Genomic DNA, 26,970 nt, shown 5'->3' with positions numbered 1-26,970 from the left:
GTCGATTGCAACGCCAGGTAAAAGGCTTACTTCACGATAAGTTTTACAAGGTTAGACTTAACGCATCCACTAAATACCTTAGCCTTATATCTCGCAGCGTCCTCTTCAACTTCTTGCTGCGACACCATATTTTTTGTTGACGTTCCAGATGTGTAAAAAAATCTTATAAAATACACACCGGGCTCCAGATGAAAGTGTTCTACATTGACTTTCTTCTTCATCACTATGTCCCGTCCTTTTTTAACAACTTGCAAAGCCTTTCGGAAGCTCGATTTCTCCTCGTCAATCACCGTTTGAAATTCGGAAGTCGAAATGGGTTTATGGTTTATTTCCTTTGGGATGGGCGCGAGCGATGCACAAATGGGTTCAGCATCTTCATCATAAATTAAAATTGTGGACCGAGCAGACATTCGATCATTGCAGAAAAAGGACTCCTCTCTAAACGCCTGTTCAGTTTCACTGTTAAAATTATACAATAATAAATTCTCATTCGAGAAATTGTGCATTTTCACCTCAATATCAAACACAGTCGTTCGATCGGAGGTAAATATTCTTCTTTGGCAACTCAATGCTTATCGAATCTGAAAATTGACTTGGTTGAAGTGCGAAAATAAATATCAGTAACTTCAACTCCATACTCCTTCTTAAACTTATTTAGCCATCCTTAAACATAAACAAGTGGCATCTTCGCGCCTTTCCACTATTTCCATTTTAAAGGTGGATACGTAGAATAAAGAAGTTGCTGATGCCCGTATAACACTGGAATCAAGGCTATCCACAAGTCCTCCGGGCATTCTTGATTCTGGATTTCGGATTTAATAATTACCCCGTCCTCCAATCCAATTTCAACTCTAATGATACTAAAATCTGACACTTTAGTCGGATACATTTTCTTAACTTTCTGAAGATCGATATCATAGAATCCTCTGCAAATACTATTAAATGTTCCTAAAGCTAGTTTTATTTCAACTCCGTTAAACCTTTCAGCTAGGGAGTCTTTCTGTTCAAAAAACAATCTATCATCCTTTGTATAGGTGGCTTTATAGTTAACATTATACAGATCAAGACTACCTCCATCAACATGTGCTTTTATGTATTTGATAGGACATGCCTTAGAAGTCTCTTTAACTTTTCTCCTCACCAGAACTAAGTTGTCCTTCTTGCCGTCCAAGCGCAATTCATCGCGATTGACACATCGCATTTTAAATTTATTCCAACTCTGATAAGGCTTACTGTAAACAAACAACGTATCACCCAACACCCGATACTTCTCCTTTTTTCCGTAGTAAACAAAAGGATACCTCCCTAAAGCATAGGTATCACTATCTAAATTAAGAGTATTGTAAAAGAAACCCGAAGCAAACTCTATGCTGTCATTTGAAAACGTGATTCTGTTATTTGAATAGGCAGGCGCCATCTCATAGTTCTCTATTATTCTACCTTGTGTTACCAACCACATACCTCGAATATCGCATTGTGATTGACATCTGCATACAATTAATGCAAATAGTGCTATTAATAATATTTTTCTATTCATTTGAAAAGAATTAAGAGTAATAGTGGTTTAATAAGGATAAGCGGATTCTATCCTATCAATTTCTTCGTTATCATTCGGATGCACCAATCCCAATATGCCATGAGCGTAGTATTCATGACCACCAAACAACGAACGGATACCATCAACCGTTAATATCTGGCCGTTCATACGTTGATATGTTATTAACAGTGAACCATCTTCAGCGATGCGTGTGGTGGCTTGCCTTCCTGTGTAAACGCCTCCGTTGTACGAAGTTCCATCAAACAGGCCCAGTGAAATTTTCCCATTATACAACTTACACATAATTTCCGTCTTCATCGTGCAGTGTGCGCTCCAGATAAATCACGATAACCACAGGCGCTTTAGTTTTTTCATACGCCTGTTTTTCGAAATGATCAATATACGCTGCTATGCTTTTTTCGGAATCATAAGTTCCGAGATTTTAATAAAGCGAAATTGGCCATCGTTACAGAAAACGGTTGCTTTGAGAATTGCCGGTTGCATACGTGTGTTGGTTTAAGAAGATTAAAAATAAACAGGCCTTGACAAGATCTGACGTCGACTGAAAACACGATAGGTTGTTTTTGAAAAGTAGAGAGCCGTCGCGCCGGCTCTCCATTTTCTCACACAACGTGGTCAGGTTTTACAAAACCTTTTCCCTCGTGGTGGTATTACCCGGCCGGTCCGTTACCGACACCACCACCTTGTCGCCAGTGCGGTCTGCGTTTTCAACGGTTGCCACATACTCCCACGCGCCCGACTCAAGTTCGTCGTCGGCTTCAACAAAGATTTTGCTGCCAACGCTTCCGGCATATGCCGACACGTCTATAGCGGTGATCTTTGGTGAACCAAAAAAATCGGCCATCGCCATTGTGCGTCCATTCACATAGCCCTTTCGCTTGGCAGCCTCCTGATAGAGGGCTTTGTTTGCAGGGTTCTTAAAATGTGACTTCACAAACGTTGCGGCATCGCTAAAGCGACTACGCACGGCTTGTTGTTTTTCTGTGCCTTGGCCTCTTTCGCCTTGTGGCGCTATGGTGGCAATGGTGTTTCCATTCACCTTTTTGAAAACCAGAAACTTTCCCAGCTTTCCTCTGAACCCATCAACGATGGGGTTTCCTTCTGACTTACTCATTTTCGTAACGTTTTAAAATTTTTAACAACTACTACACTTTTTCAGATCTGGCTCCGGGAACATTGTTAACATTCGCGCTTGCCCCGGAACGTGCATGCATGTCAACCGGCTTTACCAAATCAGTGCCAAAAGTTGATCTTCGTTTTTCTCAAAATTTGTCGTACAACCCCCAACGATGGGGGTATCTAAAGCCAACGACATTTCGTCGGGCCAACGATATTTCGTTGGCTGCAGGCTCAGACATGGCATAAAAACAATCTTCTTTTCTTTTTTTCTAAAGAGCTGACGCCTCAGAAACACGCCTTGAATAATGGATGTATTTTTTGTCGTAAGACCGTCGGAAGATCATCGGAAGACCGTCGGAAGACGGAGCATTGATTAAATGCTCTCCCGGCGCGTCTTCTAAAAAAACAAACCACTGCAACCCCATTGCAGTAGCCCTCCGTAAGATTGCATCGCTCCCCGGACAAACTTGTTCTTTTCAAACCTTTAAACAACACAACGCATGACAACACAAGACGTAGCCAACCGCTTCATGGAACTGGCCAGCCTTGGAAAGTATGTTGACATTCAACACGAGCTTTTCCACGACGCCATAGAATGCATCGAACCCGACCACTCGCCCATGCCCGGCGTCAAAGGGAAAACGGCCGTCATGGAACGGCTCAGGGCGTGGTATGAAAACGTGGTGGAAACACACGACGGCGCCATCACCCAACCCATCGTGATTGGGAATTTTTTCGCCCTCGGCATGATGGCCGACATGACCTTCAAAAACGCCGGCCGCCAGAAAATGGAAGAGCTCTGCGTCTATGAAGTGAGCGACGGAAAAATTGTGAAAGAGCAGTATTTCTATTGAACCCGATTCAGCAAAACAACAAAAGCCTGTGACCTACGTCATGGGCTTTTTCGTTTTCAACAGCGCACACAGTCCATCCCAATTTTGCCGTTTGTTATGTGCGTCCCTCCTCGCGTCGGGTCAGGCTGTCCGCTGCAAGTCCTCGCCGTGGGCTTTCCGCTACCATCCTTCGTGCATCGTTTAAAAAAACATTTCTCATACACTACCGACCAAGACCACCAGAGGTGTTGCCGTTGGTCGCAGCCGTATTAAATTAATTTCAGTATGTTTACAGACGTCTGTTCATACGACGCCAGCACGCAGCGGTTCACATCAAATCATAACTCGCGCTTGCTGTCGTGATCAACAAACTAAAATCAACTGCGAAGTGTCTTCAGACATCTTCCACCGGCTCAACACACATGGAACACTACAGCGTCGTCATCTTTCTTTTGGCTGTCATGATCGGGCTGTCGGCCATGGCCGAAAAAATCAGGTTACCCTATCCCATCCTCATGATCACGGCGGGCATAGCCATCGGCTACATTCCCACCATCCCCATGATCGAGCTGGATCCGGAAATCATTTTCCTCATCTTTCTGCCGCCACTCATCTACGATGCCGCGTTCAACATCTCGTCTGCCGAGTTCAAAACCAACTTCAACACCATCACCACGCTGGCCGTGTCGCTGGTGTTCATCACAGCTTCGGGCATTGCCGTGGTGGCCTACTACCTCATTCCGGGCATGACGTGGCCGCTGGCGTTTGTGCTCGGCTCCATTCTTTCGGCCACCGACGCCGTGTCGGCCATCAGCATCACCAAGGGCCTCGGCCTCTCGCACAAAACCGTCACCATCCTCGAGGGCGAAAGCCTGGTCAACGACGCGTCGGCTTTGGTGGCCTATCGCTTTTCGGTGTTGGCCGCCACGGGCACGGCGGTGGTCGTGTGGAAGGCGTCTCTCAATTTTGTGATGGTGCTGGGGGGTGGGTTTCTGGTGGGCATTGTCATGGGTCGGCTGCTGGCGTTCATTTTGTCGCGGGTGCGCAACAACACGCTGGTGTCTATCGCCTTCATGTTGCTCATGCCGTTTGTTACCTACCGCATAGCAGAAGAGTTGCGCGTGTCGGGTGTGATCGGCGTGGTGGTGTTGGGGCTGGCCATTTCGCGCTTCAGCACAAAGGTGTTTCCCGAACCCCTCAAGCAACAATCCAAAACCCTGTGGGACGTCATCCTCTTCCTGCTAAACGGTTTGATCTTTATTCTCATCGGCCTTGAGTTTCCCTACGTGGTGCGCACGCTCAACAGCAGCGAGTTGCTCATCTATGCGGGCTATGGTGTGCTCATCACCATTGTGGCGTTTGTGCTGCGCATGGCGCGTGTCTTCCTGCAACAGGTCAATCTGCAACGCGCATTCCAAAGCAAAAAAGGACGCATCACCGAAGGCGCTTTGCTCGATTTCAAAACCAGCATGATCATCACCTGGTCGGGCATGCGGGGCATTGTGTCGCTGGCCACCGCCATTGCGTTGCCCACCACGCTGGGCAACGGCGAACCGTTTCCGCTGCGCAACGCCATTCTCTACATCTCCATTGTGGTGGTGCTCATCACCATCGTGGGCCAGGGCCTAACGCTGCCATGGCTGGTCAAGAAACTGAAAGTAGGCAAACACGAACACACCGGGCATTGAAACCCCGGGGTAAATCATGGCCTCGAAAAGGCACTGGCAACACGCGGGCATTCATGAGAAATTTGTATTTACCTACAGGAAACAACGCGCCCTGGCTCTGGCCGACTCTTAAAAATAACACCCTTTAATTAAGGAAGCAGTCAAGCTCTGCCAAGGGCAAATTTCATCTCCCAGAGCGGTCGAATTTAGAATGGGTCCAAATTTCACAAAAATCTCACGTGAAAACCTGTTGCACATCTATTCGTGTTACCTTTGAACTACCGTGAAGCCTCTGCACATCATATTGGCGTTCTACCTGCTCCTGCTCGCATGCTACCCGTGCAGCGACGCCGAAGCATGTCCCGACAACAACGCCAGCACCGTCAGCATCTTCACACCCTATCATCAGCATATACCCGGCGAGCCCGACCATTGTTCGCCGTTCTGCATTTGCTCCTGCTGCGCATCCTCGGTGCCACTAACAACGGCACATGCCGTGGTGCCGGCATCGCCTGAACATAACTCTTCGTTTGTCACACCCTATCTGGACAAACACATCCTCCACAGCCAAACATCCATCTGGCAGCCACCCCGGTTGTCGTAAGACTGTTTCTGCGTCCACCCTTTTTTAGATCGCCGTTCTTTCGTCTGTGAAAGAATATGCCATTCAAAAAAATTTATTCCAGAGAATGTCGGCAAGTGACGCGCCGACTTCAAAAGACCATTTCTAATACAGCAAGAATCGTATGTTAGATAAGATCATTCATTTTTCCATCCACAACAAATTCATCGTGGGGTTGTTGGTGGCGGGGCTCATGGTCTGGGGCAGTTATTCGCTCACCCAACTTCCCATCGACGCCGTGCCCGACATCACGAGCAACCAGGTTCAGGTCTATACGGTGTCGCCCTCCAACGGTGCCGAAGACATGGAGCGGTTTGTCACCTTCCCCATCGAACAAACCATGGCCACCATTCCCGGCAAGGAAGAGATCCGTTCCATTTCGCGGTTCGGCTTGTCGGTGGTCACCATCGTGTTCAAAGAGAGCGTCGACATCTACTGGGCGCGGCAGCAAGTGAGCGAGCGGCTGTCGGAAGTCACCAGCGACATTCCAGCCGGCATGGGCAAGCCGCAGCTCGCGCCCGTCACCACCGGGCTGGGCGAAATATTTCAATACATACTCCGACCCGAACCCGGCTTCGAATCCAAATTCTCGTCTATGGAATTGCGCACGCTGCAAGACTGGATTGTGCGCCGTCAGTTGCTGGGCGTGGAAGGTGTGGCCGATGTGAGCAGCTTTGGCGGCTACCTGAAGCAATACGAAATCACCCTCAACCCCGAACGGCTGCGCAGCATGAACATCGGCATGAACGAGGTGTTTGCTGCCCTGGAGAAGAACAATCAAAACACCGGCGGTTCCTATATCGACAAAAATCCCAGCGCCTACTTCATCCGCAGCGAAGGGCTCATCACCAGCCTGCAAGACATTGAAAACATTGTGGTGAAGCGCGACACCAAGGGCATTCCCGTGTTGCTGCGCAACGTGGCCGATGTGCAGTTTGGTCACGCCACGCGCTATGGCGCCATGACACGCAACACCGAAGGCGAAGTGGTGGGCGGTCTCGTGCTCATGCTCAAAGGCGCCAACTCGTCGCGCGTGATCGGCAACGTGAAAGAACGCATCGCGCAAATTGCCAAGAACCTTCCCGAGGGCGTCACCATCGAACCGTTCCTCGATCGCACAAAGCTGGTCGACAACGCCATTGGCACCGTCACACGCAACCTCGCCGAAGGTGCACTCATCGTCATCTTTGTGCTGGTGTTGTTGCTGGGCAATCTGCGCGCGGGTCTCATCGTGGCCTCCGTCATTCCGCTGGCCATGTTGTTCACGGTGGCCATGATGAACCTCTTTGGTGTGTCGGGCAACCTCATGAGCCTGGGTGCCATCGACTTTGGTTTGATTGTGGATGGCGCCGTCATCATCGTAGAAGCCACCATGCATCATCTCAACCTTCGCGGCATCACGCGTCGGCTCACACAACCCGAAATGGATGAAGAAGTCTATCAGTCGGCATCGAAGATCCGGAACAGCGCTGCCTTTGGCGAAATTATCATCCTCATTGTGTACCTGCCCATTCTTGCACTGGTGGGCACCGAAGGAAAAATGTTCCGCCCCATGGCCGAGACCGTTTCGTTCGCCATCCTGGGCGCGTTCCTGTTGTCGCTCACCTATGTGCCCATGATGAGCGCACAATTTCTCAGCAAAGAACTGTCGACGAAAAAAAATATATCCGACCGGATCATGGCATTCTTTCACAAGGTCTATGATCCCGCCATTCGCTTCGCGGTGAAACAACGGCTGGCCGTGATCGCCGCCTCGGTGGTGTTGTTTGTGCTGAGCCTCCTGTTGTTCAACACGCTGGGTGCTGAGTTTATTCCCACACTCGAAGAAGGCGACTTTGCCGTGGAAACGCGCGTGCTCACGGGCAGCAGTTTGTCGAAGACCATCGACGCAGCCACACAATCGTCGCGCGTGTTGCTGGCCAATTTTCCGGAAGTGAAAGAAGTGGTGGCCAAAATCGGCTCGTCCGAAATTCCCATCGACCCCATGCCTGTGGAAGCCTGCGATCTGATTGTGATTTTGAAAGACAAATCGGAATGGACCAGTGCCCACAGCCGCGAAGCCCTCGCCGAAAAAATGCAGGCCACGCTGGAACAACAGTTGTCGGGCATCACCTATGGATTTCAGCAACCCATACAAATGCGTTTCAACGAACTGGCCACCGGCGCGCGCCAGGATGTGGTGGTGAAAATCTATGGCGAAGATATGCGCCTGTTGTCAGACTATGCCGCACAGGTTGGTGCCATTGCCCGCAAGATCGAGGGCGCACAAGACACCTATGTGGAAGTGATGGAAGGATTGCCCCAGGTGGTGGTGCACTTCGATCGCGCCAAGCTGGCACAATTCGGCTTGTCGATCGACGAAGTAAACCGCGTTATCCGTGCGGGCTTTGCCGGTGCATCGGCGGGCCTCGTGTTTGAAGGCGACCGTCGCTTCGATCTGGTGGTGCGGCTCGACAAACAAAATCGCCAGAGCGTGGAAGATCTTCGAAACCTGTATGTGAACACCAGCGAAGGACACCCCGTGCCACTGTCGCAACTCGCCACCGTAGACCTCACGGTGGGTCCCAACCAAATCCAGCGCGACGACACACACCGCCGCATCCTGGTGGGCTTCAATGTGCGCGGTCGCGATGTGGAGAGCATCGTGAAAGAGTTGCAGGCAAAGATCGATGCAAAAATAAAATTCAGCCCCGGCTACTACGCCACCTATGGCGGCACCTTCGAAAACCTGCAACAAGCCCGCACGCGCCTCAGCATTGCCGTGCCCATCGCGCTGGCGTTGATTTTTCTGTTGCTCTATTTCACGTTCCACTCGCTGCGTCAAAGTCTGTTGATTCTGAGTGCCATTCCGCTCTCGGCCATCGGAGGCATTCTCGCCTTGTGGCTTCGCGACATGCCGTTCAGCATTTCGGCGGGCATCGGGTTCATTGCGTTGTTTGGCGTGTCGGTGTTGAATGGCATCGTGTTGCTGGCCGAGTTCAATCACCTGAAAGCAGAAGGCATGACAGACCTGAAAGAGATTGTCTTTAAAGGCACCGCCATCCGTTTGCGTCCTGTCATCATGACGGCCCTTGTGGCGTCGCTGGGTTTTCTGCCCATGGCCTTGTCGCAAGGCGGCGGGGCCGAAGTGCAAAAGCCGTTGGCCACCGTGGTGATCGGCGGATTGATCAGTGCCACCGTGCTCACGCTGCTGGTGCTGCCCTGTTTATACATCTACGTTGAAAAAGGAATAAAAATGAAACCACACATCACGATCATGCTGTTGCTGGCGCTGGTGCTACCCGGCGTCGCCACAGCCCAAAACACGTCGGCCCTTCCGGTCGAACAGGCGGTAGCCATGGCGTTGCAAAACAACCTGTCGGTGAAAGCGGCGACCTACGATGTGGAAGCCAGCAAAAGCCTGAAGCGCACCGCGGGCGATGTGAGCAAGACGGTTGTGCTGGGCACCTTTGGGCAATACAACAGCATCGCCAAAGAAGACAATAACATCACCGTGTCGCAGTCCATTCCGTTTCCCACCGTGTTTGGTGCACGGGGTGCGTTGGGCAAGGCCCATGTGGAACGTAGCGAGCTGGTTCTGGCTTCCACCGAAAACGAACTGGCCTACCAGGTGAAGTCCACGTGGTATCATCTGGCCTACCTGAAACAACTGAACCGCTGGCTCACGCAACAAGACAGCACCTTCTCGGCATTTGCCACGGCTGCCGCTGCCCGCCAGCGCGTGGGCGAAACCAACCTTCTCGAAAAAACAACGGCCGAAGCACGAGCACAGCAATTTCACACCACGCTGCGCCAGAACGAAGCCGACATCCGCATCTACCGCACACGCCTACAAACACTATTGTATACCGACCAGCCCGTCGATGTTTTGTCGGGCGAGCTCACCCCACGATCACTCGCCACTGCCGATAGCCTTTCCGTGGCGGGCAATGTGGCGCTCAAGCTCTACAGGCAAGATCTGGTGGTGGCTCAAAAAGAAACAAGCCTGGAAAAAAATCATCTGTTGCCCGACATCACGTTTGGCTACTTCAACCAAACGCTCATCGGCACACCGCTCAACACGGCCAACAACGAGCTGGCCACCCGGAGCAATCGCTTTCAAGGCTTTCAACTGGGGCTGAGCATTCCGTTGTGGTTTCATCCGCAGGCCAGCAAAATAAAAGCTGCGGCGTTCAAAGAACAGTCGGCACAAAATCACTACGAACAGGCGCGACGCAACACCGAAAGCGAATACGCCACGTTGGTGGCCGAGTGGAAAAAACACCAGGAGTCGCTGGCCTACTATCAGCAAAGCGCGCTCCCGCAGGCAGACCTCATCCTCAACCAATCGGCCAGGGCCTACCGCAGCGGCGACATTGGCTATGTGGAATATCTGCAAGGGCTGAACACGGCCACAGCCCTGCGCATGGGCTACCTCGAAACACTGAACCTCTACAACCAGGCCGTGTTGCGCATCGAATTTATTCAAGGTCAACTTTAATCGAATCTTGTCATGACAAAACTATCATCCTTCATACTCACATTCTTTGTGCTCACACTTCTCGCGGGCTGTCAATCATCCAAACCCGAAGCGGCCGCGGCGCCCGAAGCAGAAACACCGTTGGCCGACGAAGTGGAACTTACCGACCCGCAATATGCCAGCGCCGACATTACCTGGGGAAAAATTGAACCGCGCGCGCTCAGTGGCGCCATCGTGGTGAACGGCATGCTCGACGTGCCCCCGCAAAACCTCGTGAGCATTTCCGCGCCCCTCGGTGGTTTTCTGAAATCGACCGAATTGCTGCAAGGCCGCGCCGTGAAAAAAGGCGAAGTGGTGGCGGTGATGGAAAGCACTGAATACATTCAGCTGCAACAGGACTATCTCGATCAGAAAAGTCAGCTCGATTTTCTGGAAGAAGAATTCAAACGCCAGGAAGCGCTGTCGAAAGAAAATGTGAATGCCACCAAGACGCTGCAGCAAGCATCGTCGAGCTATCGGAGCATGCTGGCCAAAGTGAGCGGTTTGAAAAGTAAGCTGCAACTCATCAACATTGACGCCAAACGATTGGAGGAAACATCGGTCATTCAACAAACCATTCCACTCTACACACCCATCAGCGGTTTTGTGACGGAAGTGAATGCCAACATCGGCATGTATGTGGCGCCCACGCACGCCATCTTCAAGATTGTGGACACGCGCCACCTGCATGCCGAGCTCACCGTGTTTGAGAAAGATGTTTTGAAACTGAAGATCGGTCAGAAAGTGAGGTTTGTGCTGGCCAATGAAAGCCGCGAACGCACGGCCACCATTCACCTCATCGGCCGCGAGATCAGCGAACAACGCACCGTGCGCGTGCATTGCCACCTCGACAATGAAGACACCGACCTTTTGCCCGGCATGTATCTGACGGCCCACGTGGAAACAGCCAGCCACGAAACGCCTTCGCTACCCGACCAGGCCATTGTTACGTTCGATGGAAAGAAATACATTTTCATTGCAGCCCCCGGTGCCGAACAAAACGTTCATCGTTTCAAGATCATCGAAATCACAACGGGATTTCAGGAGCAGGGCTTCACCGAAGTGACGGTGCCGCGCGACTTTGTGACCGGCTCGCCCGTGGTGATTAAAGGTGCCTACGACCTGTTGGGTAAAATGAAGAACAGCGAGGAAGAAGAATAGACTGCGACGGCGATCAAAGAACCCGCCGCTGCTATTCGATCTGAACCTGAAGTCAAAAAAGTGTATGGCGAAGTAGTGAAGTTCTGACGCAACGTCTATTTTCGTTTCCACAAAAAAGAATCCGCCACATGACAATGGAACAAACCATGCGCTGGTACGGGCCCAACGACCCCGTTAGCCTCGCCGACATTCGCCAATCCGGTTGCACCGGCGTGGTCACCGCCCTGCATCACATTGCCGTGGGCGACGTGTGGACGGTAGAAGAAATTGAAACGCGCAAAGCCGTGATCGAAAAAGCAGGGCTCACGTGGACCGTGGTGGAAAGCTTGCCGGTTCACGAAGACATCAAACGCCAAAGTGGTGACTACCTGCGCCACATCGAAAACTACAAACAAAGTCTGCGCAACACCGGCCGCTGCGGGCTGAAGGTGATCACCTACAACTTCATGCCCATTCTCGATTGGATGCGCACCGACATTTCGTATACGCTGCCCGACGGCAGTAAGGCACTATACTTCGAACGCGCCGCCTTCATTGCGTTCGACCTCTTCCTGCTGAAAAGACCCGGCGCCGAAAAAGACTACAGCGCCGAAGAACAAGCCATCGCCCGCAAGCGCTTCGACGGCATGTCGGAAGAAGAACGCGGCAAACTTTTTCGCAACGCACTGTTGGGACTTCCGGGCAGCGACATTCCCTTCACGCCACAAGAAATTCTGGACGCGCTCAAAAAATACGAAGGCATCAACGCCACCCTTCTCAAACAACACTTGTTCTATTTTCTGCAACAGGTGGTGCCCGTGGCCGAAGAAGCCGGTGTGAAGATGGCCATCCATCCCGACGATCCTCCGTATCCCATTCTCGGCCTGCCACGCATTGTGAGCACAGAGGCCGACGCGCAGGAAATTATCCGTGCCAGTCCATCCAAAGCCAACGGACTTTGCTTCTGCACCGGCTCGTATGGCGCACGCCCCGACAACGACCTGCCGGGCATGGTGGAACGCCTCGGCGACAACATCCACTTTCTGCACCTGCGCAGCACACAGCGCGACGCACAGGGAAATTTCTATGAAGCCAACCATCTGGAAGGCGATGCCAATATGCCAGCCGTTGTGGAAGCCATTGTGAAGTTGATGAAACGCCGCCAGGTTTCCATTCCCATGCGTCCGGACCACGGCCACCAGATGCTGGACGACCTGCACAAAACAACCTACCCAGGCTATTCTGCCATTGGCAGACTGAGGGGACTTGCCGAACTGCGCGGTCTTGAAGTGGGCATACGCCGATCGCTTGTGTGATGCCACACGGGTGAGCGTTGGCCCTGCCCTTCTTCGTGGCTCGTACTGTTCTTTCATTTGTGGATTATCGCTTGCGAAATCGCCGTGAGTTTCCAACATTAGGCAGACCATAACCCCATTCGCCTATGCAAGTCGATTCTGTGAACATCAATGCTTCGGGCGTCGCAGGCAACACCTACGATGCCATCGTGATTGGCTCGGGCATCAGCGGCGGTTGGGCGGCGAAAGAGCTTTGCGAAAGCGGACTGAAAACGCTGGTGGTGGAGCGCGGCCGGAATGTGGAGCACCTGAAAGATTATCCCACCGCCACCAAAGATCCCTGGCAGTTTGAACACCGCGGCCAGATGACCCGTGCATTTCTGAAAGAGAATCCCCTCATCAGCAAAGCCGCAGGCTTTGGCGATGACACGGCGCACTTCTTTGTGAAAGACAAAGACCATCCCTACGTGCAGGAAAAACCATTCGACTGGATCAGAGGCTACCAGGTGGGCGGCAAGTCGCTAACGTGGGGACGGGCTACGCAACGCTGGAGCAATTTCGAATTCACCGCGCCCGCAAAATACGGCTACGGCATCGACTGGCCCATCCGCTATGACGACGTGGCGCCGTGGTATTCGCACGTCGAAAAATTTATCGGCATCTGTGGAAACAAGGATGGCATTGAGGCGATGCCCGACGGCGAGTTTCTTCCGCCCTTCGACTTCAACTGTGTGGAAGCACACCTGCAGAAAAAATTCAAAGAACATTATGCCGACCGCCACCTGGTGCATGCGCGCTGGGCACACCTCACACAACCTGCCGAAGTTCACCTGCAACAGGGACGCGGCAAATGTCAGGCACGCAACCTGTGCATGCGCGGTTGTCCCTATGGCGGATACTTCAGTTCGGTGTCGTCTACCTTGCCGTGGGCCGCGAAGACCGGCAACCTCACGGTGCGCCCGTTCTCTGTTGTGCACTCCATCATGTATGACGAACAGAAAGGAAAGGCCACCGGTGTGCGCATCATCGACACAAACACGCAAGCGGTGACGGAATATTTTGCGCGCGTCATTTTTGTGAATGCCTCGGCTTTGAACAGCACATTGTTGTTATTGAACTCCGTGAGCAAACGGTTTCCCAACGGCCTGGGCAACGACAGCGGCGTGCTCGGAAAGTATGTGGCCTTCCACCTCTATCGCGGCAGCGTGAGCGCATCGGTGGAAGGATTTGAAGACCGCTATTACTACGGCCGAAACCCAACGGAACCCATACTGGCCAACTATCGGAACCTGCACAAGCAAGACACCGACTACGTGGGCGGCTTCACCACCTTTCTCGGCGCCTATCGCACCCGCGGCGCCGACGATGCGGCCGAAACAGAATTGGGCACGGCCTATAAAAATGCGTTGTCAAAGCCGGGAGGGTGGCGCACCTACATGTATATGCAGGGTGAAACCATTCCCAAAGAAAGCAACCACGTTCGTCTCAGCACCACGGGGAAAGACCAATGGGGCATTCCGCAATTGATCACGTCGGTTGGCTACGACGACAACGACGAGAAGATGATCAAGGACTTTCTCCACGAAAGCAGTCAGATGCTGGAGAAGGCCGGTTGCCTCGACATCTCCACACAAGACAACAAACAAGCCCCCGGCCTCGACATACACGAGATGGGCGGCTGCCGCATGGGGCGCGACCCAAAAACATCGATGCTCAACGGTTGGAACCAGATGCACCATTGCAAAAATGTGTTCGTCACCGACGGCGCCTGCATGACCAGCACAGGCAACCAAAGTCCGTCGATCCTATACATGGCCCTGACGGCCCGCGCAGTGGACCATGCTGTGAAAGAAATGAAACGCCAAAACCTCTGACCATGAACCGACGCGAAGCCTTAGCCACCACGGCACGCCTACTGGGTGGCACTATTGTTGGATCCAACGTTTTTCTGAACGGCTGCAAATCGACGCCGGAGAAAATCGCTTCCTTTTCGGAACATGACATAGCCTTTCTCGACGCCGTTGGGGAAGTGATCATTCCCACCACACCGAGATCGCCCGGCGCCAAAGCCGCCCGCATAGGCGAGTTCATGAACGTGATGGTGACCGACTGCTACGATGAGCACGAGCAAAAAATTTTCTTCGACGGCATAACAACCCTGAAAGCGTTGGCGCAGCAAAAACACGATACCGATTTTGTTTCCCTTTCGGGCGACGATCAACGGGCCTTACTCAACGCCGTGAACAAGGAAGCAAAGGCGTATGCCAACACCAAACTTCACAACGATCCCGAACATTATTTCACACTCATCAAACAGCTCACCACGCTGGGCTACTTCACGTCCGAACCAGGCGCCACAACTGCACGAACCTATGTGGCTGTTCCCGGACGCTTCGAAGGATGCATTCCTTTTTCGGATGGCAAGGCCTGGGCAACATAAGTCATCACTGAAACTCAAAACATAAACATTCAACAACCCAAACTCACCATACACCCTATGCGCACCAAAGTAGCCATTCTCGGCGCCGGTTTCATCACCGACATTCACATCGAAAGCTATCACCGTTTCATTCCCGAAGCGGAAGTTGTGGCGGTCTATGCCCGCAACAAAGACAAAGCAAAAGCCCACGCCGAAAAATATCATATCGCACAGTGGTATGACAACGTGGACGAACTTCTTGAAAAGTCAGGCTGCGATGTGGTGGACATCTGTCTGCCCAACTTCCTCCACGCCGAGGTGACGCTGAAGGCCGCGAAGGCTGGCAAACACGTGATCATCGAAAAGCCATTGGCCGTTACCCTGGAAGAAGCCGACGCCATGATCGACGCGTGCAAAAAAGCAAACGTGAAACTGATGTATGCCGAAGAGCTTTGTTTTGCACCAAAGTATGAACGCGTGCGCCACCTCGTGAAAGAAGGCGCCGTTGGAAAAGTGTTTATGCTGAAACAATCCGAAAAACACTCCGGCCCGCACGGCGATTGGTTCTATGACATCAGACAAGCCGGCGGCGGCGTGCTCATGGACATGGGATGCCATGCCTTTGGCTGGTTCTTCTGGATGCTGAACAATGCGAAAGTGAAATCAGTGTCCGCTTCCATGGCCACCGTGCTTCACAACGGTCGCACACAAGGTGAAGACAACTCGGTGGTGATCGTGGAATTCGAAAACGGTGTGACGGCCCTTGCCGAAAACAGCTGGGCCAAACACGGCGGCATGGACGACAAGAGCGAAGTGTATGGCACCGAAGGCGTGATCTATGCCGACCTGTTCATGGGCAACGCCGCACTGGCCTACAGCAAGAACGGCTACGGCTATGCCATGGAAAAAGCCGACACCACGGCCGGCTGGAGCTTCCCCATCTTTGAAGAAGTTTTTAATCAAGGCTACCCGCACGAACTGAAACACTTCATTGAATGCGTGCAGCAAAACAAAGAGCCGTTGGTGACCGGCGAACTGGGACGCGCCGTGTTGGAAGTGATCTACGCGGCCTATGCTTCGGCAGGACAAGGAAAGAAAATAGAATTGCCGTTCCGTCCGAAAGTGGAAAAGCCCGTTGATTTGTGGCTGAAGAAATGACATCGGCAAACGAATAAAAAAAACGGGTGGCAATTTTATATGCCGCCCGTTTTTATTTTATAGGTAGTCGTTGTCAACACAAAAAATCATTCCGGCAAATACGGTCCGCCGGTTTCACCCCAACCCCACTTGGGCATGGGTTCATTTTCGTTGATGGGGTTGGTGGTGGTCACTGAGTTGAGCACGGCAATGCGACTGCCCCATTCGAGATAGCCCACCAGTGCCGATCGAAACTCGGGGTCGTTGGCCAATCCAATTTCGTCGGCGCTTTCCAGCAGCAGTTCCATCCAGCGTTTCCGTTTTTTGTCGTCGAGCATTTTGCCGAGGTGGTGGGCCACCATGCTGGCATGACTTCCACCATCGCCCTTTGTGTATTGCTGCGGGCCGCCAAACACTTCGCCTATAAAATGGGCCACGTGTCTGGAGTGGTCGCCGCTCATGTTTTTGAAAACAGGATAGAGCAGGTCGTCTTTGAGAACCTTTTCATAAAAAACGGTTGTCAGTTTTTCAAGAGCCTCGGTTCCGCCGGCCCATGTGTAGAGAGTTGGAATTTGTTTCATAGTTTATCGGGTCTGTTGTGAAACGTGCTTTCGGTGGTGTAGGTTCCGGCGCGGGCATCGCGTGCAGGCAAAATAACGATTCACATACACGCAACGCCTGCCATTCCGAAACGGCGCGGTTCAAAACTTGTACTTCTTGCGATAGTTCTTTGCTTCACGCGTCAGTTTTCCAAACTGCTTGCCGAGGCGTTTTTTGTCTTCGATGCGGATTTCGAAACGGCGTTGCTCTTTCTTCAGTTTCAGATAGCTGTCGTAGAGGTCCGGATCAAGGTCGCCCTGCTGCACGGCGGCGATAACGGCGCAGCCTGCCGCGTCGATGTGGTCGCAGTCCGAGAACTTGCAGCCTTGGGCTGCGCGCTGAATGGCGGGAAACAGGTCGTCGGTGCCCTGCCCCTCTTCGGCCGTCACGCCAAACTCGCGCATGCCCGGTGTGTCAATGAGCAGGCTGCCGTTGGGCAACCGGAACAGGTCGCGCGTGGTGGTGGTGTGTTTGCCTTTGTGGTTTGCATCACTCGTTGCGCCGGTGGTTTGCACAACGCCGGGCAGCAGCGCATTCAGCAACGAGCTTTTGCCCACGCCCGACGAGCCGATCATGATGTAGGTGCGCTGCGGTTTCAACACCGTGTGACGCAGGTCGTCCATCCCAAGCCTGCTCAGTGTGCTGCACAGATGAACGGGCACATCGCGTTGCAGCCGTTCCACGTCTTGCAGAAACACATTCGGGTCGTCTACCAGGTCGGCTTTGTTGAGGATCACCACGGGCGCGATGCCGCAGGCTTGCAACTGCACGAGGTAGCGCTCCAGCCGCATAACGTTGAAGTCGCGGTCAAGGCCCTGCACCACCAATGCGGCGTCCACGTTCGTGGCCAGAATTTGTCGTTGTGTTTGGGCGCCCGGAGTTTTGCGCGACAGCGCATTGCTGCGCGGCAACACCTCGATGATGTAGCCGAGGGTATCATAACGCATCAGCGCAACCCAGTCGCCCACCTTGGGCAACTCTTCGGACTCCGCGCCATACAGCAGCTTGCCCGACAGTTCGGCTTCCAGTTCGCCATCGTCGGCAACAGCATAATATTTAAATCCTTTAATGCTGATGATGCGCGCCGGGGTGAGGCCTTCGGGTATTGTTATAGATAAGGATTCACGATAGGCTTCCCAGCCATATAGTTGAAGAATGTTCATGATGGTGAAAATTTGAAGAATGCGAACGAAGCCTGACCGGCGTCATGCATTCCTGGTAACAGAAAATGAATAGGACGTTAAGGAAACGACAGACAAACTTGTATGCGATGCAAATCGATACGTCTGTCGCCTACGCTATCCGAATTCCGGCAGGGAAGGGGCGATATGTGGAAACGTTTGTTTTCACCGGCACAAAAATAAGAAAACATTTGAAACGTCCACAACAGTCCGGAACCGAACGGCGCTTTGCCATAACCGACCAATGATCTTTCTGAAATAGGTTGTTCCTTTGCTCCTGGCTGCCTTTGCAGCGTTGGTACACAAATTGAAAGACCAGGTACGCTAACCTATCGCCATGTTCAGAAACTACCTCATCACCTCGTTCCGGAGTCTTCTCAAGAACGTAAACTACAGCCTCATCAACATCGGTGGCCTCACGCTGGGGATCACGTGTGTGTTTCTGATTGTGCAATACCTGCGCACCGAATTGGCATACGATCGTTTTCACGATGGCGCCGAAAACATCTATCGCATCACCTGGGAAAATCAAAATCCGCAAACGCGTGTGCCGCACCCTATGGCCCAAGCCATGGCCAACGACTTTCCGGAAGTGGAGAGTGCCGTGAGCCTCACGCCCCTGTGGGGTCCGGGCCTCACACGCCAAACGTTCTCGTTCCGGAACATCGAAAAAAACATTCAATACGACGAGACCAACGTGTTGGCCGTGGACAGCAATTTCTTCAAGGTGTTTTCTTTTGAACTCCTCAAAGGCGATCCGTCCACAGTGCTGAAGCGACCCGATGGATTGCTCATCTCGGAGTCTACAGCAAAGCGCTATTTTGGAACCGACGAACCCATTGGCAAATTTCTTTCCGTGAACGACGATCGCAACACTATCGAGGTGATCGGTGTGTTCCGCGATGTGCCGGCCCAGTCGCACTTTCATTTCGATTTTCTGGTGTCGTATGTTCACGAGAAAGCAGACGAAGATCCCGACAGCGAATTTTATACCTGGAAAGATTTCGGACATTATAACTACATCCGTCTCAAACCCGGCACCGATGCAAAAGCCCTCGAAGCAAAAATTCTCCCCTGGGTAAGAAAATACATCGACCTCACACCCGAAGAGTTTCGCTACCTCGAAGCCAATCACTACGGCTTCCGTCTGCAACCCATCACCGACATTCACCTCACCTCGGTGCTGCGTTGGGAACTGGAACCCAACGGCAACATCGACTATGTGTATATGATGAGCGCCGCGGCCATTCTCATTCTGGTCATCGCCTGCATCAACTTCATAAACCTCAGCACGGCGCAATCGTCGGGGCGCGCCAAAGAGATTGGCATTCGCAAATCGCTTGGTGCATTCCGCACCCAACTGATCACACAGTTCACGGGCGAGTCGATGCTGGTGGCTTTGCTGGCCACGTTTCTCTCGCTGGTGCTCATTCAGTTTGCACTTCCATTGTTCAATGCGGCCACACATCAAACGGTTCAGCTTAGCGGCTATGCTGTGGTGTTGCTGGTGGGCCTCGGCCTCACGGCTGGTCTGTTGGCTGGACTATACCCTTCGCTGTTCCTGTCGGGCATCAAACCCGCGGCTGTGTTGAAAGGCAAAGGCCTTCAGGGTCCGCGGGGCACCGGCTTGCGCAAGGTGTTCACCGTGTTTCAATTCAGCGCCTCCATGATTCTCATTTGCGTGAGCGTCATCATCTATCAGCAACTGAACGCTGTTGAAAATCGGGGGTTGGGATTTAACCGCGAAGAAGTGCTGGTGATCCCCATCAAAAACCGTCACGCCATTGCGCCTCACCAGGACGAACTCCACACCGAGCTGGCCAAGATTGCCGGCGTGAAAGAAGTGTCGGCCGCGTCGAACATACCCGGCAAGTCTTTTAACCAGCAAACCATTTTTGCCGACAGCGATCCCCAGCAACGGGTCGACGCTTCGGAGATTGCCGTGAGCTATGACCTGCTGAAGGTGCTCGACATTCCGCTGGCCTCGGGAAGAAACTTCCTGCGCGAAAATGCCGCCGACGAAAATTCATTCCTCATCAACGAAACCGCAGCCCAAAGCCTCAACCTGAACCAACCCGTGGGCAAAACCATTGTGCTCGATCGCGACGGCGACGCGCTGAAGGGAAACGTGATTGGGGTGGTGAAAGATTTTCATTACCAGTCGTTTCACCAGGCCGTGCAGCCCCTCATCTTCACCGTGCGCAAAGCGAATTTTAATTATGTGCTGGTGAAGCTCAACACAAAAGACTTTCCCAAAACGCTTGCCGCCATCACGTCGACGTGGAAGAAGTTCGACAGCCGGTTTGGCTTCGAGTTCTCCTTTCTGTCGGACACCCTTAACGAACAGTATGCCGAAGAGAAAAAAATTGCGCAGGTACTCATCACCTTTTCGGTGGTGGCCATCCTCATTGCGTGTTTTGGTTTGCTGGGCATCGCGGCCCTCACCTTCCAGAACCGAACCAAAGAAGTGAGTGTGCGCAAAGTGTTGGGTGCCGGGTTTGGTGACCTCATCTTTTTGCTCGTCAAAGATTTCACAACGCTGGTGTTGTTTGCCGTTGTCATTGCGGCACCGCTGGCCTGGTGGATCATGAACGACTGGCTTCAGCATTTCACCTACCGGGTAGGCATGAGTCCATTGGTGTTTGTGGGCGCGGGTGTGTTGCTGCTGGTGGTGGCGTGGGCCACATTGGGCTATCTCACGCTGAAGCTGGCGCGTGTCAATCCGGCCACTACGCTCAAGAGCGAATAGCACAGGCCCATTCAAATTCCGTAAAAAAATTCTTTGCTGGTGTTAAATTGATAAGTTTGTACACTAATAATTAGTGCTATGAGCGACGATCAATACAGTTCATATTCCTTTTTGCTGGACCGCACCGCCAAACGCGTGAAGCAATATGCCCAGCAACGTTTCACAGAACTTGGTTTCAACGTGACGGTGGATCAATGGATTGTGTTGAAGCACCTCTATGAGCACGACAACATGAAGCAGAACGAGCTGGCCGAACTGCTGTTCAAAGACAATCCCACCCTCACGCGCATCATCGACCTGCTGTGCGACAAAGGCCTCACGGTGCGTAACGTCCACCCCACCGACCGGCGCAGCTTTGTGGTGAACCTCACCAAGGAAGGCATCCGCAAAGTGGAACAACTCACCCCCAAAGTGAAAGCCATTCGCCTCAAAGCCTGGGAGGGCCTGTCGGAGCGCGACTTCAACCAATTCAAGAAAATTCTCGACACCATTTATAACAACCTGGGCTGAAAATAACAGCCTGTTTGCGCAACTTTATTCGTACCAAAATAGTTGTTATACTAATAGTTATTACACTACATTTGAGTATACAAACCTCCCAGATTATGATCCAGACCGATCTTTGTATCATTGGTGCCGGGCCTGTGGGCCTCTTTGCAGTTTTTGAAGCCGGGCTTTTGAAAATGCGCTGTCACCTCATCGACGCGTTGCCACAGATTGGCGGTCAGCTTTCGGAGATCTATCCCAAAAAACCCATCTACGATATTCCCGGCTTTCCGGAAGTGAATGCGCAGACGTTGGTAGACAACCTGCGCAAACAGATCGATCCGTTCAAACCGACGTTCACCCTGGGCGAACGGGTTGACGGCCTCACGCGAAACGACGACGGCAGCTTTGTGGTGACTACCTCCGAAGGCACACAAGTGCACTGCAAGGTGGTGGTGATTGCCGCCGGCCTGGGCAGCTTCGAACCGCGCAAGCCCGAGCTGCAAAACCTCGAACACTTCGAAGGCAAAGGCGTGGTGTATATGGTGAAGGATCCGGAAACCTTTCGCAAACGCAGGCTGGTCATTGCCGGCGGGGGTGACTCTGCGTTGGACTGGGCTATTCATTTGTCGTCGATCGCCGAGCGCGTCACGCTCATTCACCGGAACGAATCTTTCCGTGGCGCGCCCGACTCGGCCGAGAAAGTTTTTAAGCTGGCTCACGAAGGCAAGATCGACTTGCTGCTCAGCGCCAACCTGCAGGCCGTGAATGGCAATGGTGTGGTGAAGAGTGTTTCGGTAGTTGACAAGGACAAAAGTGTGAAGGAGATCGAGACCGACTACCTCATCCCATTGTTCGGCCTCAGCCCTAAACTCGGGCCCATCGCCCACTGGGGCTTGAACCTCGACAAGAGCGCCATTGAAGTGAACACGGTAGACTATGCTACCAACGTGGAAGGTGTCTTTGCCATTGGCGACATCAACACCTACCCTGGCAAACTCAAGCTCATTTTGTGCGGCTTTCATGAAGCGGCCCTCATGGCCCAGCGCGCATTCGAGTTTGTGTATCCTTCGCAGAAGCGTAGTTTCAAATACACGACCGTGAATGGTGTTAATGCTTTCTAACGAACAACGCTACCTACCACCATGAATATAACGTTCACCGTAGCCGACCGCACCGGGCAGACCCAGACGCTCGAGCTACCAGACGACATCAACCTGAGCCTCATGGAAGTGTTGAAAGCTTCCGACTATCCCATTGCCGCCACCTGTGGTGGCATGGCCTTGTGCGCCACATGCCATGTGGAAGTGCTGAAGGGTGCAGACCAGCTTCTGGCCCCGGCCGACGCCGAGCTTGACATGCTGGACACGCTTCCCAACGCCACGCCACAAAGCCGCCTGGCTTGTCAGATCAGGTTGAACGAACGCCTGCAGGACGCGGCCTTCGCGTTGATGGATACTACGCTTTCGTAAAGCTCCAATAGATCCTCAGTGCCACTCCGAGGATTAACATTGCCATAACATGTTTCCTTTCCATGCCGTGTGGATAGGGTGTGCTGCTCATCGCCCATCCAAGTCCAGCCTCGAAATCCGCGCAGCAACATCCATCGGCAAAGCACACGCGCACATCTACGTAGATGGCCTCATCACAAACGTTCCCGTCAAATTCTGTTAGCCCGATGTGTGTTATAGAACTCAAAAAAATTGTACTTTGAGTCAAACTCATAAACCTATTCTTTTCCATGGCTTTTATTTCTCAGGAGCGAAGGCTTTTGGTTAAATTCTCGTTACTCGTCATCATTCCCGTTTTGCTTCTTCTCGCGTTCACCGTAGGCATGTCGCTGCGCACGCCGGAAGAAAACTCCCAACCCTTTTTCATGCTGGTCATGGCCGTTGTTGTGACGGCGGGCTATGGACTTTTCGCGGCGCTTTTCCTGCGCGCGTTGTCGCGGCGTTTCGAAAAAGTGGAGGAGGCATCGATGCATTTGTCGGAGGGGAAATTCAACCACACGCTGCATGGGGTGGATGACGGCGAGTTCAACGCGATCAGCCAGGCCATTCACCGAACACGCGAAGAGCTGAAAAACAAAACGGACTTCGCCAACCAGATCGGCGAAGGAAACCTCCAGGCTTCCTATCAACCCCTCAGCGACGACGACCTGTTGGGACATTCGTTGTTAAAGATCAAGGAAAGCCTGCTGGCCGTGAAAGAAGAAGACCGGAAACGAAACTGGACCACCGACGGCCTCGCCCGTTTTGTGGACGTGTTGCGCACCGACCGAAACCTGAAGCAACTGTGCGACGACATTCTGCGGAATCTTATCAAGCTGCTGCGCGCCAACCAGGGCACCATCTTCATCATCAACAGCAGCACAACCGATAAACCTTCGCTCGACATGCAAGCGTGCTATGCGTTCGACCGGAAGAAGTATATCAACAAAACCATCATGCCTGGCGAGGGACTTATCGGCCAGGTGTATCTGGAGAAACAAACCATGTATCTCAAAGAGGTGCCCGAAAATTTTGTGCGCATCACCTCCGGTCTCGGCGACGCCACGCCCAGGTTCCTCCTCATCACCCCCTTAAAAATGGACGACGATGTGGTGGGCACCGTTGAGCTTGCATCGTTCCGCGAGTTTGAAAAACACGAGATAGCCTTTGTTGAAAAAATTGGCGAGACCATTGCCCACAACATCATTTCGTTTCGCACTGCCGAACACACACGCCAGCTTCTACAAGAGTCGCAGGAGCAAGCGGAGCACATGCGTTCGCAGGAGGAAGAGCTGCGACAGAACCAGGAAGAATTGCAGGCTACCCAGGAGGAAATCAGCCGCAAATACAACGAGTTGTTCCGGCAGCTTACGGACCTCAACCACCAGTCAAAATTCGATCAGCTCAAATCCATCAACTCCACGAAGAAACGAAACGTGGAATATTATTTCGACATCATCCGAAACCAGATCATCACGTTCTCGGAAAACAAAATGGTGATCGACGCCATGCAGGAATTCACCAAAACCTTTCATAGCCTCGAGATCGATGCCAGCGCCGGCGCACAAGGCCGCGTGAAAGAAGGCATCAAACAGTATTACGCAAAAGAGTTTCTGCCCCGGCTGCAAGACAATGTTTCTGACGCGGTGAACGCCGATGACTTTATTCCCGCCGACAGCATTGCGCAGCAACTTCAATATACGTTCATCGCGGCCAACCCTCACCCGACCGGCCAAAAGTCACTGATGGTCACGTCGCGCGACAACAGCGAATACGGTCTCGTGCACGCACGTTATCACCCGTTGCTGCTGAGTTTCCTCGATAAATTTGGCTACTACGACATCTTCCTCATCGACCGCGCCGGCAACATCGTGTATAGCGTGTTCAAGGAGGTGGACTTTGGAACCAACCTCATCACGGGCCGCTACAGCACCACCAACTTTGGAAGCCTGGTGCAGACTGCGCTCCGAAGCACCGACAAACAATTTGTGCGACTGGTTGACTTCGAACCGTATGCACCGTCTTATAACGCTCCAGCCTCCTTCATTGCATGCCCGATCTGTGACGGCGATGAAAAAACGGGAGCGCTTGTGTTTCAGATGCCCATCAACAAAATCAATCAGATTCTTACGGGCGACAACAAGTGGCGCGAAGACGGGCTGGGAGAAAGCGGCGAAACGTATATGGTGGGCAGCGACTACAAGCTGCGATCCATTTCGCGCGACCTTCTCGAAGACAAACGCCACTACCTCGCCACCCTTCGGGCCAACGGCTATTCCGATGCCGTGGTGCATCAGGTCGACCTGATGAACACCAGCATTCTGGTGGAACAATTAAACCTGCAGTCGATAACAAATGCGCTAAATGGCGAGACCGGAACCCGTATCGAAAAAAATTCTTCGGGTGTGGAGTTGTTGAATGCCTATGCACCGCTGGCCATTCCGGATGTGCAGTGGGTCATTCTTTCGTCGATGAAGGAAGAAGAAGCATCGCAGCGCATCAACGAACTTCGTAAGAAAGGCTGAGTGTTATTCGCCGGCAATGGCGGTGCCCAGGGCCTGAAGAAGGAGGAGCGCTTCCTGGAATTTTTCCTGCACCCTCAACGAAAATGTTATTTCCATGCGGCATCGTTCGGTGAAATCCTGCCTGACAATGGTGGCATTAAAATCTTTTAACAGGCGCATCGCTTCGGGCGTGGCATCATAGTCGTAGGTGAGTGTGACGGTGGCCATCACTTCCTTTTGTATCACTACAGCATTTTGCAACGCATCGTCGGCCGCAGCCTTATAGGCGGTGATGAGTCCGCCCACGCCCAGTTTGATTCCTCCAAAGTAGCGCACCACCACAATGAGCACATCGGTCAGGCCTTTGGCGCGGATTTGTCCCAGGATTGGGTCGCCCGCTGAATGGTTGGGTTCGCCGTCGTCGGCCGCGCGAAAATTTTTCTGGTCCGGCCCCAGCATCCAAGCATAACAATGGTGACGGGCATCATAATATTCTTTTCGCAGGGCATCCAGTTTTTCTTTGATGTCGGCGGATGACGACACCGGGTAGGCAAACGCCAGGAATTTGCTTCCCTTCTCTTTATACGTGCCTGAGGCAGGGGCTTGCAAGGTCTTGAAGTCGAAAACGGGCATGTAACCGGGCGTGGAAAATTTCCGTCAAAGAACGAGAAATAAAAATTCCTCACAAACCCGTGCAACCTTGATGTGGGATGGCCAGTCTATACTGAAAAGCAAACAATACCAGAACACATGAAAAAACAATTCCTGCTCACCCTGGCCCTGGGCCTCATGCTTTCGCTGACCCACGCCCAAACCCGCGAGACGCGAAACGTCGATACATTCACTAAAATTTCATATCGCATACCCGGCAAGCTCTACCTGCGCCAGGGCAGCCCTCAAAAAGTTGAACTCGAAGGCAGAAAAGAAATCCTCGAGAAACTTGAACTGGAAGTGGACGGTGGCCGACTGGTGATTGGACGAGAAGGACGCTGGCAGAGCTGGCGCTGGAAAGATGGCGACGACGTGAACGTATACATCACCGTGAAAGACATCGACGCCGTGATCCTGAACGGCTCTGGCGACATCATTGGCGAAACCAAAATTGTGGGAGACAATATCGAATTGAGCGTGAGTGGCTCCGGCAACATGAAGCTTGACGTGGAAGCTTCGGGCGACCTGGAAAGCGACCTCAGTGGCTCGGGCAACATTCGCCTGAAAGGAAAAAGCAAAAGCTTCAACAGCGACGTGAGCGGCTCGGGCAACCTGATGCTCTCCATGAACGTGACCAACGCCGCCGACTTCGGTGTGGCCGGCTCCGGAAAAATTGAAGCCGAAGGCAGCGCCGGAACGGTGAAAGCCACCATCAGCGGTTCGGGCAAAGTGCTGGCCGCAGACTTCACCACGTCGAAATGCGACGTCCGCATCTCGGGCTCGGGCGATGTGGAAATCAACGTGCGCGAAGAACTGGATGCCAACATCACCGGCAGTGGATCGGTGGGCTATAAAGGCAATCCCAGCAAAATCAACAGTCATTCGGCCGGCAGCGGCCACGTGCACAAAATGTAATTTTTGCACAACAAGCCAATGCACAACGCCGGGGCGCAACATGCAAGCATGTTGCGTCCCGGCATTTTTAGGATGTCACCTGAATAGGGTATTGTAATCCGAAACG

Annotated in this window: 22 protein-coding genes; 16 read left to right on the top strand and 6 right to left on the bottom strand. The window is 52.6% G+C overall.

Annotation, left to right across the window (positions count from 1 at the left end):
* Positions 1-700 precede the first annotated feature (700 nt).
* The 3 genes from JI741_RS27880 to JI741_RS27870 form a co-directional block, all read right to left on the bottom strand.
* The gene (locus tag JI741_RS27880; RefSeq protein ID WP_202015292.1) at positions 701-1,537 is read right to left on the bottom strand and encodes a hypothetical protein; all 837 of its coding nucleotides are present in this window, start codon (positions 1,535-1,537) and stop codon (positions 701-703) included.
* Between the two features lie 27 nt (positions 1,538-1,564).
* The gene (locus JI741_RS27875) at positions 1,565-1,855 is read right to left on the bottom strand and encodes a hypothetical protein (protein WP_202015289.1); all 291 of its coding nucleotides are present in this window, start codon (positions 1,853-1,855) and stop codon (positions 1,565-1,567) included.
* 325 nt (positions 1,856-2,180) lie between these two features.
* Positions 2,181-2,672, bottom strand: a complete 492-nt coding sequence (locus JI741_RS27870) for a hypothetical protein (RefSeq protein WP_202015287.1) — start codon at positions 2,670-2,672, stop codon at positions 2,181-2,183.
* 505 nt (positions 2,673-3,177) lie between these two features.
* On the opposite strand from JI741_RS27870, the gene JI741_RS27865 reads away from it, so the two are divergent.
* From JI741_RS27865 to JI741_RS27825, 9 genes are all read left to right on the top strand, one after another.
* Positions 3,178-3,531 carry a SnoaL-like domain-containing protein gene (locus JI741_RS27865; protein WP_202015285.1) on the top strand — a complete coding sequence of 118 codons (354 nt, stop codon included), beginning with the start codon at positions 3,178-3,180 and terminating at the stop codon, positions 3,529-3,531.
* 401 nt (positions 3,532-3,932) lie between these two features.
* The gene (locus JI741_RS27860) at positions 3,933-5,198 is read left to right on the top strand and encodes a Na+/H+ antiporter (RefSeq protein ID WP_202015283.1); all 1,266 of its coding nucleotides are present in this window, start codon (positions 3,933-3,935) and stop codon (positions 5,196-5,198) included.
* 262 nt (positions 5,199-5,460) lie between these two features.
* Entirely contained in the window at positions 5,461-5,781 is a 321-nt protein-coding gene (locus JI741_RS27855; RefSeq protein WP_202015282.1) for a DUF6660 family protein, read from the top strand.
* Between the two features lie 142 nt (positions 5,782-5,923).
* The gene (locus JI741_RS27850; RefSeq protein ID WP_202015280.1) at positions 5,924-10,279 is read left to right on the top strand and encodes a CusA/CzcA family heavy metal efflux RND transporter; all 4,356 of its coding nucleotides are present in this window, start codon (positions 5,924-5,926) and stop codon (positions 10,277-10,279) included.
* A gap of 12 nt (positions 10,280-10,291) precedes the next feature.
* Positions 10,292-11,458 carry an efflux RND transporter periplasmic adaptor subunit gene (locus JI741_RS27845; RefSeq protein WP_202015278.1) on the top strand — a complete coding sequence of 389 codons (1,167 nt, stop codon included), beginning with the start codon at positions 10,292-10,294 and terminating at the stop codon, positions 11,456-11,458.
* Positions 11,459-11,586: 128 nt separating this feature from the next.
* Positions 11,587-12,753 (top strand): mannonate dehydratase, encoded by a 1,167-nt coding sequence (gene uxuA / locus JI741_RS27840; RefSeq protein WP_202015276.1) that lies wholly within the window; start codon positions 11,587-11,589, stop codon positions 12,751-12,753.
* Between the two features lie 125 nt (positions 12,754-12,878).
* Positions 12,879-14,606, top strand: a complete 1,728-nt coding sequence (locus JI741_RS27835) for a GMC oxidoreductase (RefSeq protein ID WP_202015274.1) — start codon at positions 12,879-12,881, stop codon at positions 14,604-14,606.
* 2 nt (positions 14,607-14,608) lie between these two features.
* The gene (locus JI741_RS27830; RefSeq protein ID WP_202015272.1) at positions 14,609-15,172 is read left to right on the top strand and encodes a gluconate 2-dehydrogenase subunit 3 family protein; all 564 of its coding nucleotides are present in this window, start codon (positions 14,609-14,611) and stop codon (positions 15,170-15,172) included.
* 57 nt (positions 15,173-15,229) lie between these two features.
* Positions 15,230-16,309 (top strand): Gfo/Idh/MocA family protein, encoded by a 1,080-nt coding sequence (locus JI741_RS27825; protein WP_202015270.1) that lies wholly within the window; start codon positions 15,230-15,232, stop codon positions 16,307-16,309.
* An 86-nt stretch (positions 16,310-16,395) separates the two neighbouring features.
* Here the strand turns inward: JI741_RS27825 and JI741_RS27820 are convergent, their stop codons facing one another.
* Together JI741_RS27820 and rsgA are read right to left on the bottom strand one after the other, a co-directional pair.
* Positions 16,396-16,869 carry a group II truncated hemoglobin gene (locus JI741_RS27820; RefSeq protein ID WP_202015268.1) on the bottom strand — a complete coding sequence of 158 codons (474 nt, stop codon included), beginning with the start codon at positions 16,867-16,869 and terminating at the stop codon, positions 16,396-16,398.
* Positions 16,870-16,989: 120 nt separating this feature from the next.
* Complete coding sequence (gene rsgA / locus JI741_RS27815; protein ID WP_202015266.1) at positions 16,990-18,051, bottom strand: ribosome small subunit-dependent GTPase A; 1,062 nt, start codon at positions 18,049-18,051, stop codon at positions 16,990-16,992.
* Between the two features lie 355 nt (positions 18,052-18,406).
* Here rsgA and JI741_RS27810 point away from each other — a divergent pair, with 355 nt between their 5' ends.
* The 6 genes from JI741_RS27810 to JI741_RS27785 all read left to right on the top strand — a co-directional run bounded on the left by JI741_RS27810 (position 18,407) and on the right by JI741_RS27785 (position 25,319).
* Positions 18,407-20,818, top strand: a complete 2,412-nt coding sequence (locus tag JI741_RS27810) for an ABC transporter permease (RefSeq protein ID WP_202015264.1) — start codon at positions 18,407-18,409, stop codon at positions 20,816-20,818.
* A gap of 78 nt (positions 20,819-20,896) precedes the next feature.
* Positions 20,897-21,328, top strand: a complete 432-nt coding sequence (locus JI741_RS27805; RefSeq protein WP_202015262.1) for a MarR family winged helix-turn-helix transcriptional regulator — start codon at positions 20,897-20,899, stop codon at positions 21,326-21,328.
* 95 nt (positions 21,329-21,423) lie between these two features.
* On the top strand, positions 21,424-22,428 hold the full coding sequence (locus JI741_RS27800; protein ID WP_202015260.1) for an NAD(P)/FAD-dependent oxidoreductase: 1,005 nt from the start codon (positions 21,424-21,426) through the stop codon (positions 22,426-22,428).
* A 21-nt stretch (positions 22,429-22,449) separates the two neighbouring features.
* Positions 22,450-22,776: a 2Fe-2S iron-sulfur cluster-binding protein gene (locus JI741_RS27795; RefSeq protein ID WP_202015258.1), complete on the top strand. Its 327-nt coding sequence runs from the start codon at positions 22,450-22,452 to the stop codon at positions 22,774-22,776.
* Positions 22,777-22,825: 49 nt separating this feature from the next.
* Positions 22,826-22,978 (top strand): hypothetical protein, encoded by a 153-nt coding sequence (locus JI741_RS27790; RefSeq protein ID WP_202015256.1) that lies wholly within the window; start codon positions 22,826-22,828, stop codon positions 22,976-22,978.
* A 67-nt stretch (positions 22,979-23,045) separates the two neighbouring features.
* Positions 23,046-25,319, top strand: coding sequence for a GAF domain-containing protein (locus tag JI741_RS27785; RefSeq protein WP_202015254.1), 2,274 nt, complete (start codon positions 23,046-23,048; stop codon positions 25,317-25,319).
* Positions 25,320-25,322: 3 nt separating this feature from the next.
* On the opposite strand, the gene JI741_RS27780 is transcribed toward JI741_RS27785, so the two are convergent.
* Positions 25,323-25,931, bottom strand: coding sequence for an IMPACT family protein (locus tag JI741_RS27780; RefSeq protein ID WP_202015253.1), 609 nt, complete (start codon positions 25,929-25,931; stop codon positions 25,323-25,325).
* Between the two features lie 117 nt (positions 25,932-26,048).
* Between JI741_RS27780 and JI741_RS27775 the strand changes: the two genes are divergently transcribed.
* Positions 26,049-26,864, top strand: coding sequence for a head GIN domain-containing protein (locus JI741_RS27775; protein WP_202015252.1), 816 nt, complete (start codon positions 26,049-26,051; stop codon positions 26,862-26,864).
* Positions 26,865-26,970 lie beyond the last annotated feature (106 nt).

The organism is Chryseolinea lacunae, from assembly GCF_016735595.1.
Lineage (GTDB): Bacteria > Bacteroidota > Bacteroidia > Cytophagales > Cyclobacteriaceae > Chryseolinea > Chryseolinea lacunae.
The sequence above is the reverse complement of the archived record's forward strand: the minus strand, read 5'-3'. Positions and strand labels throughout refer to the sequence as shown.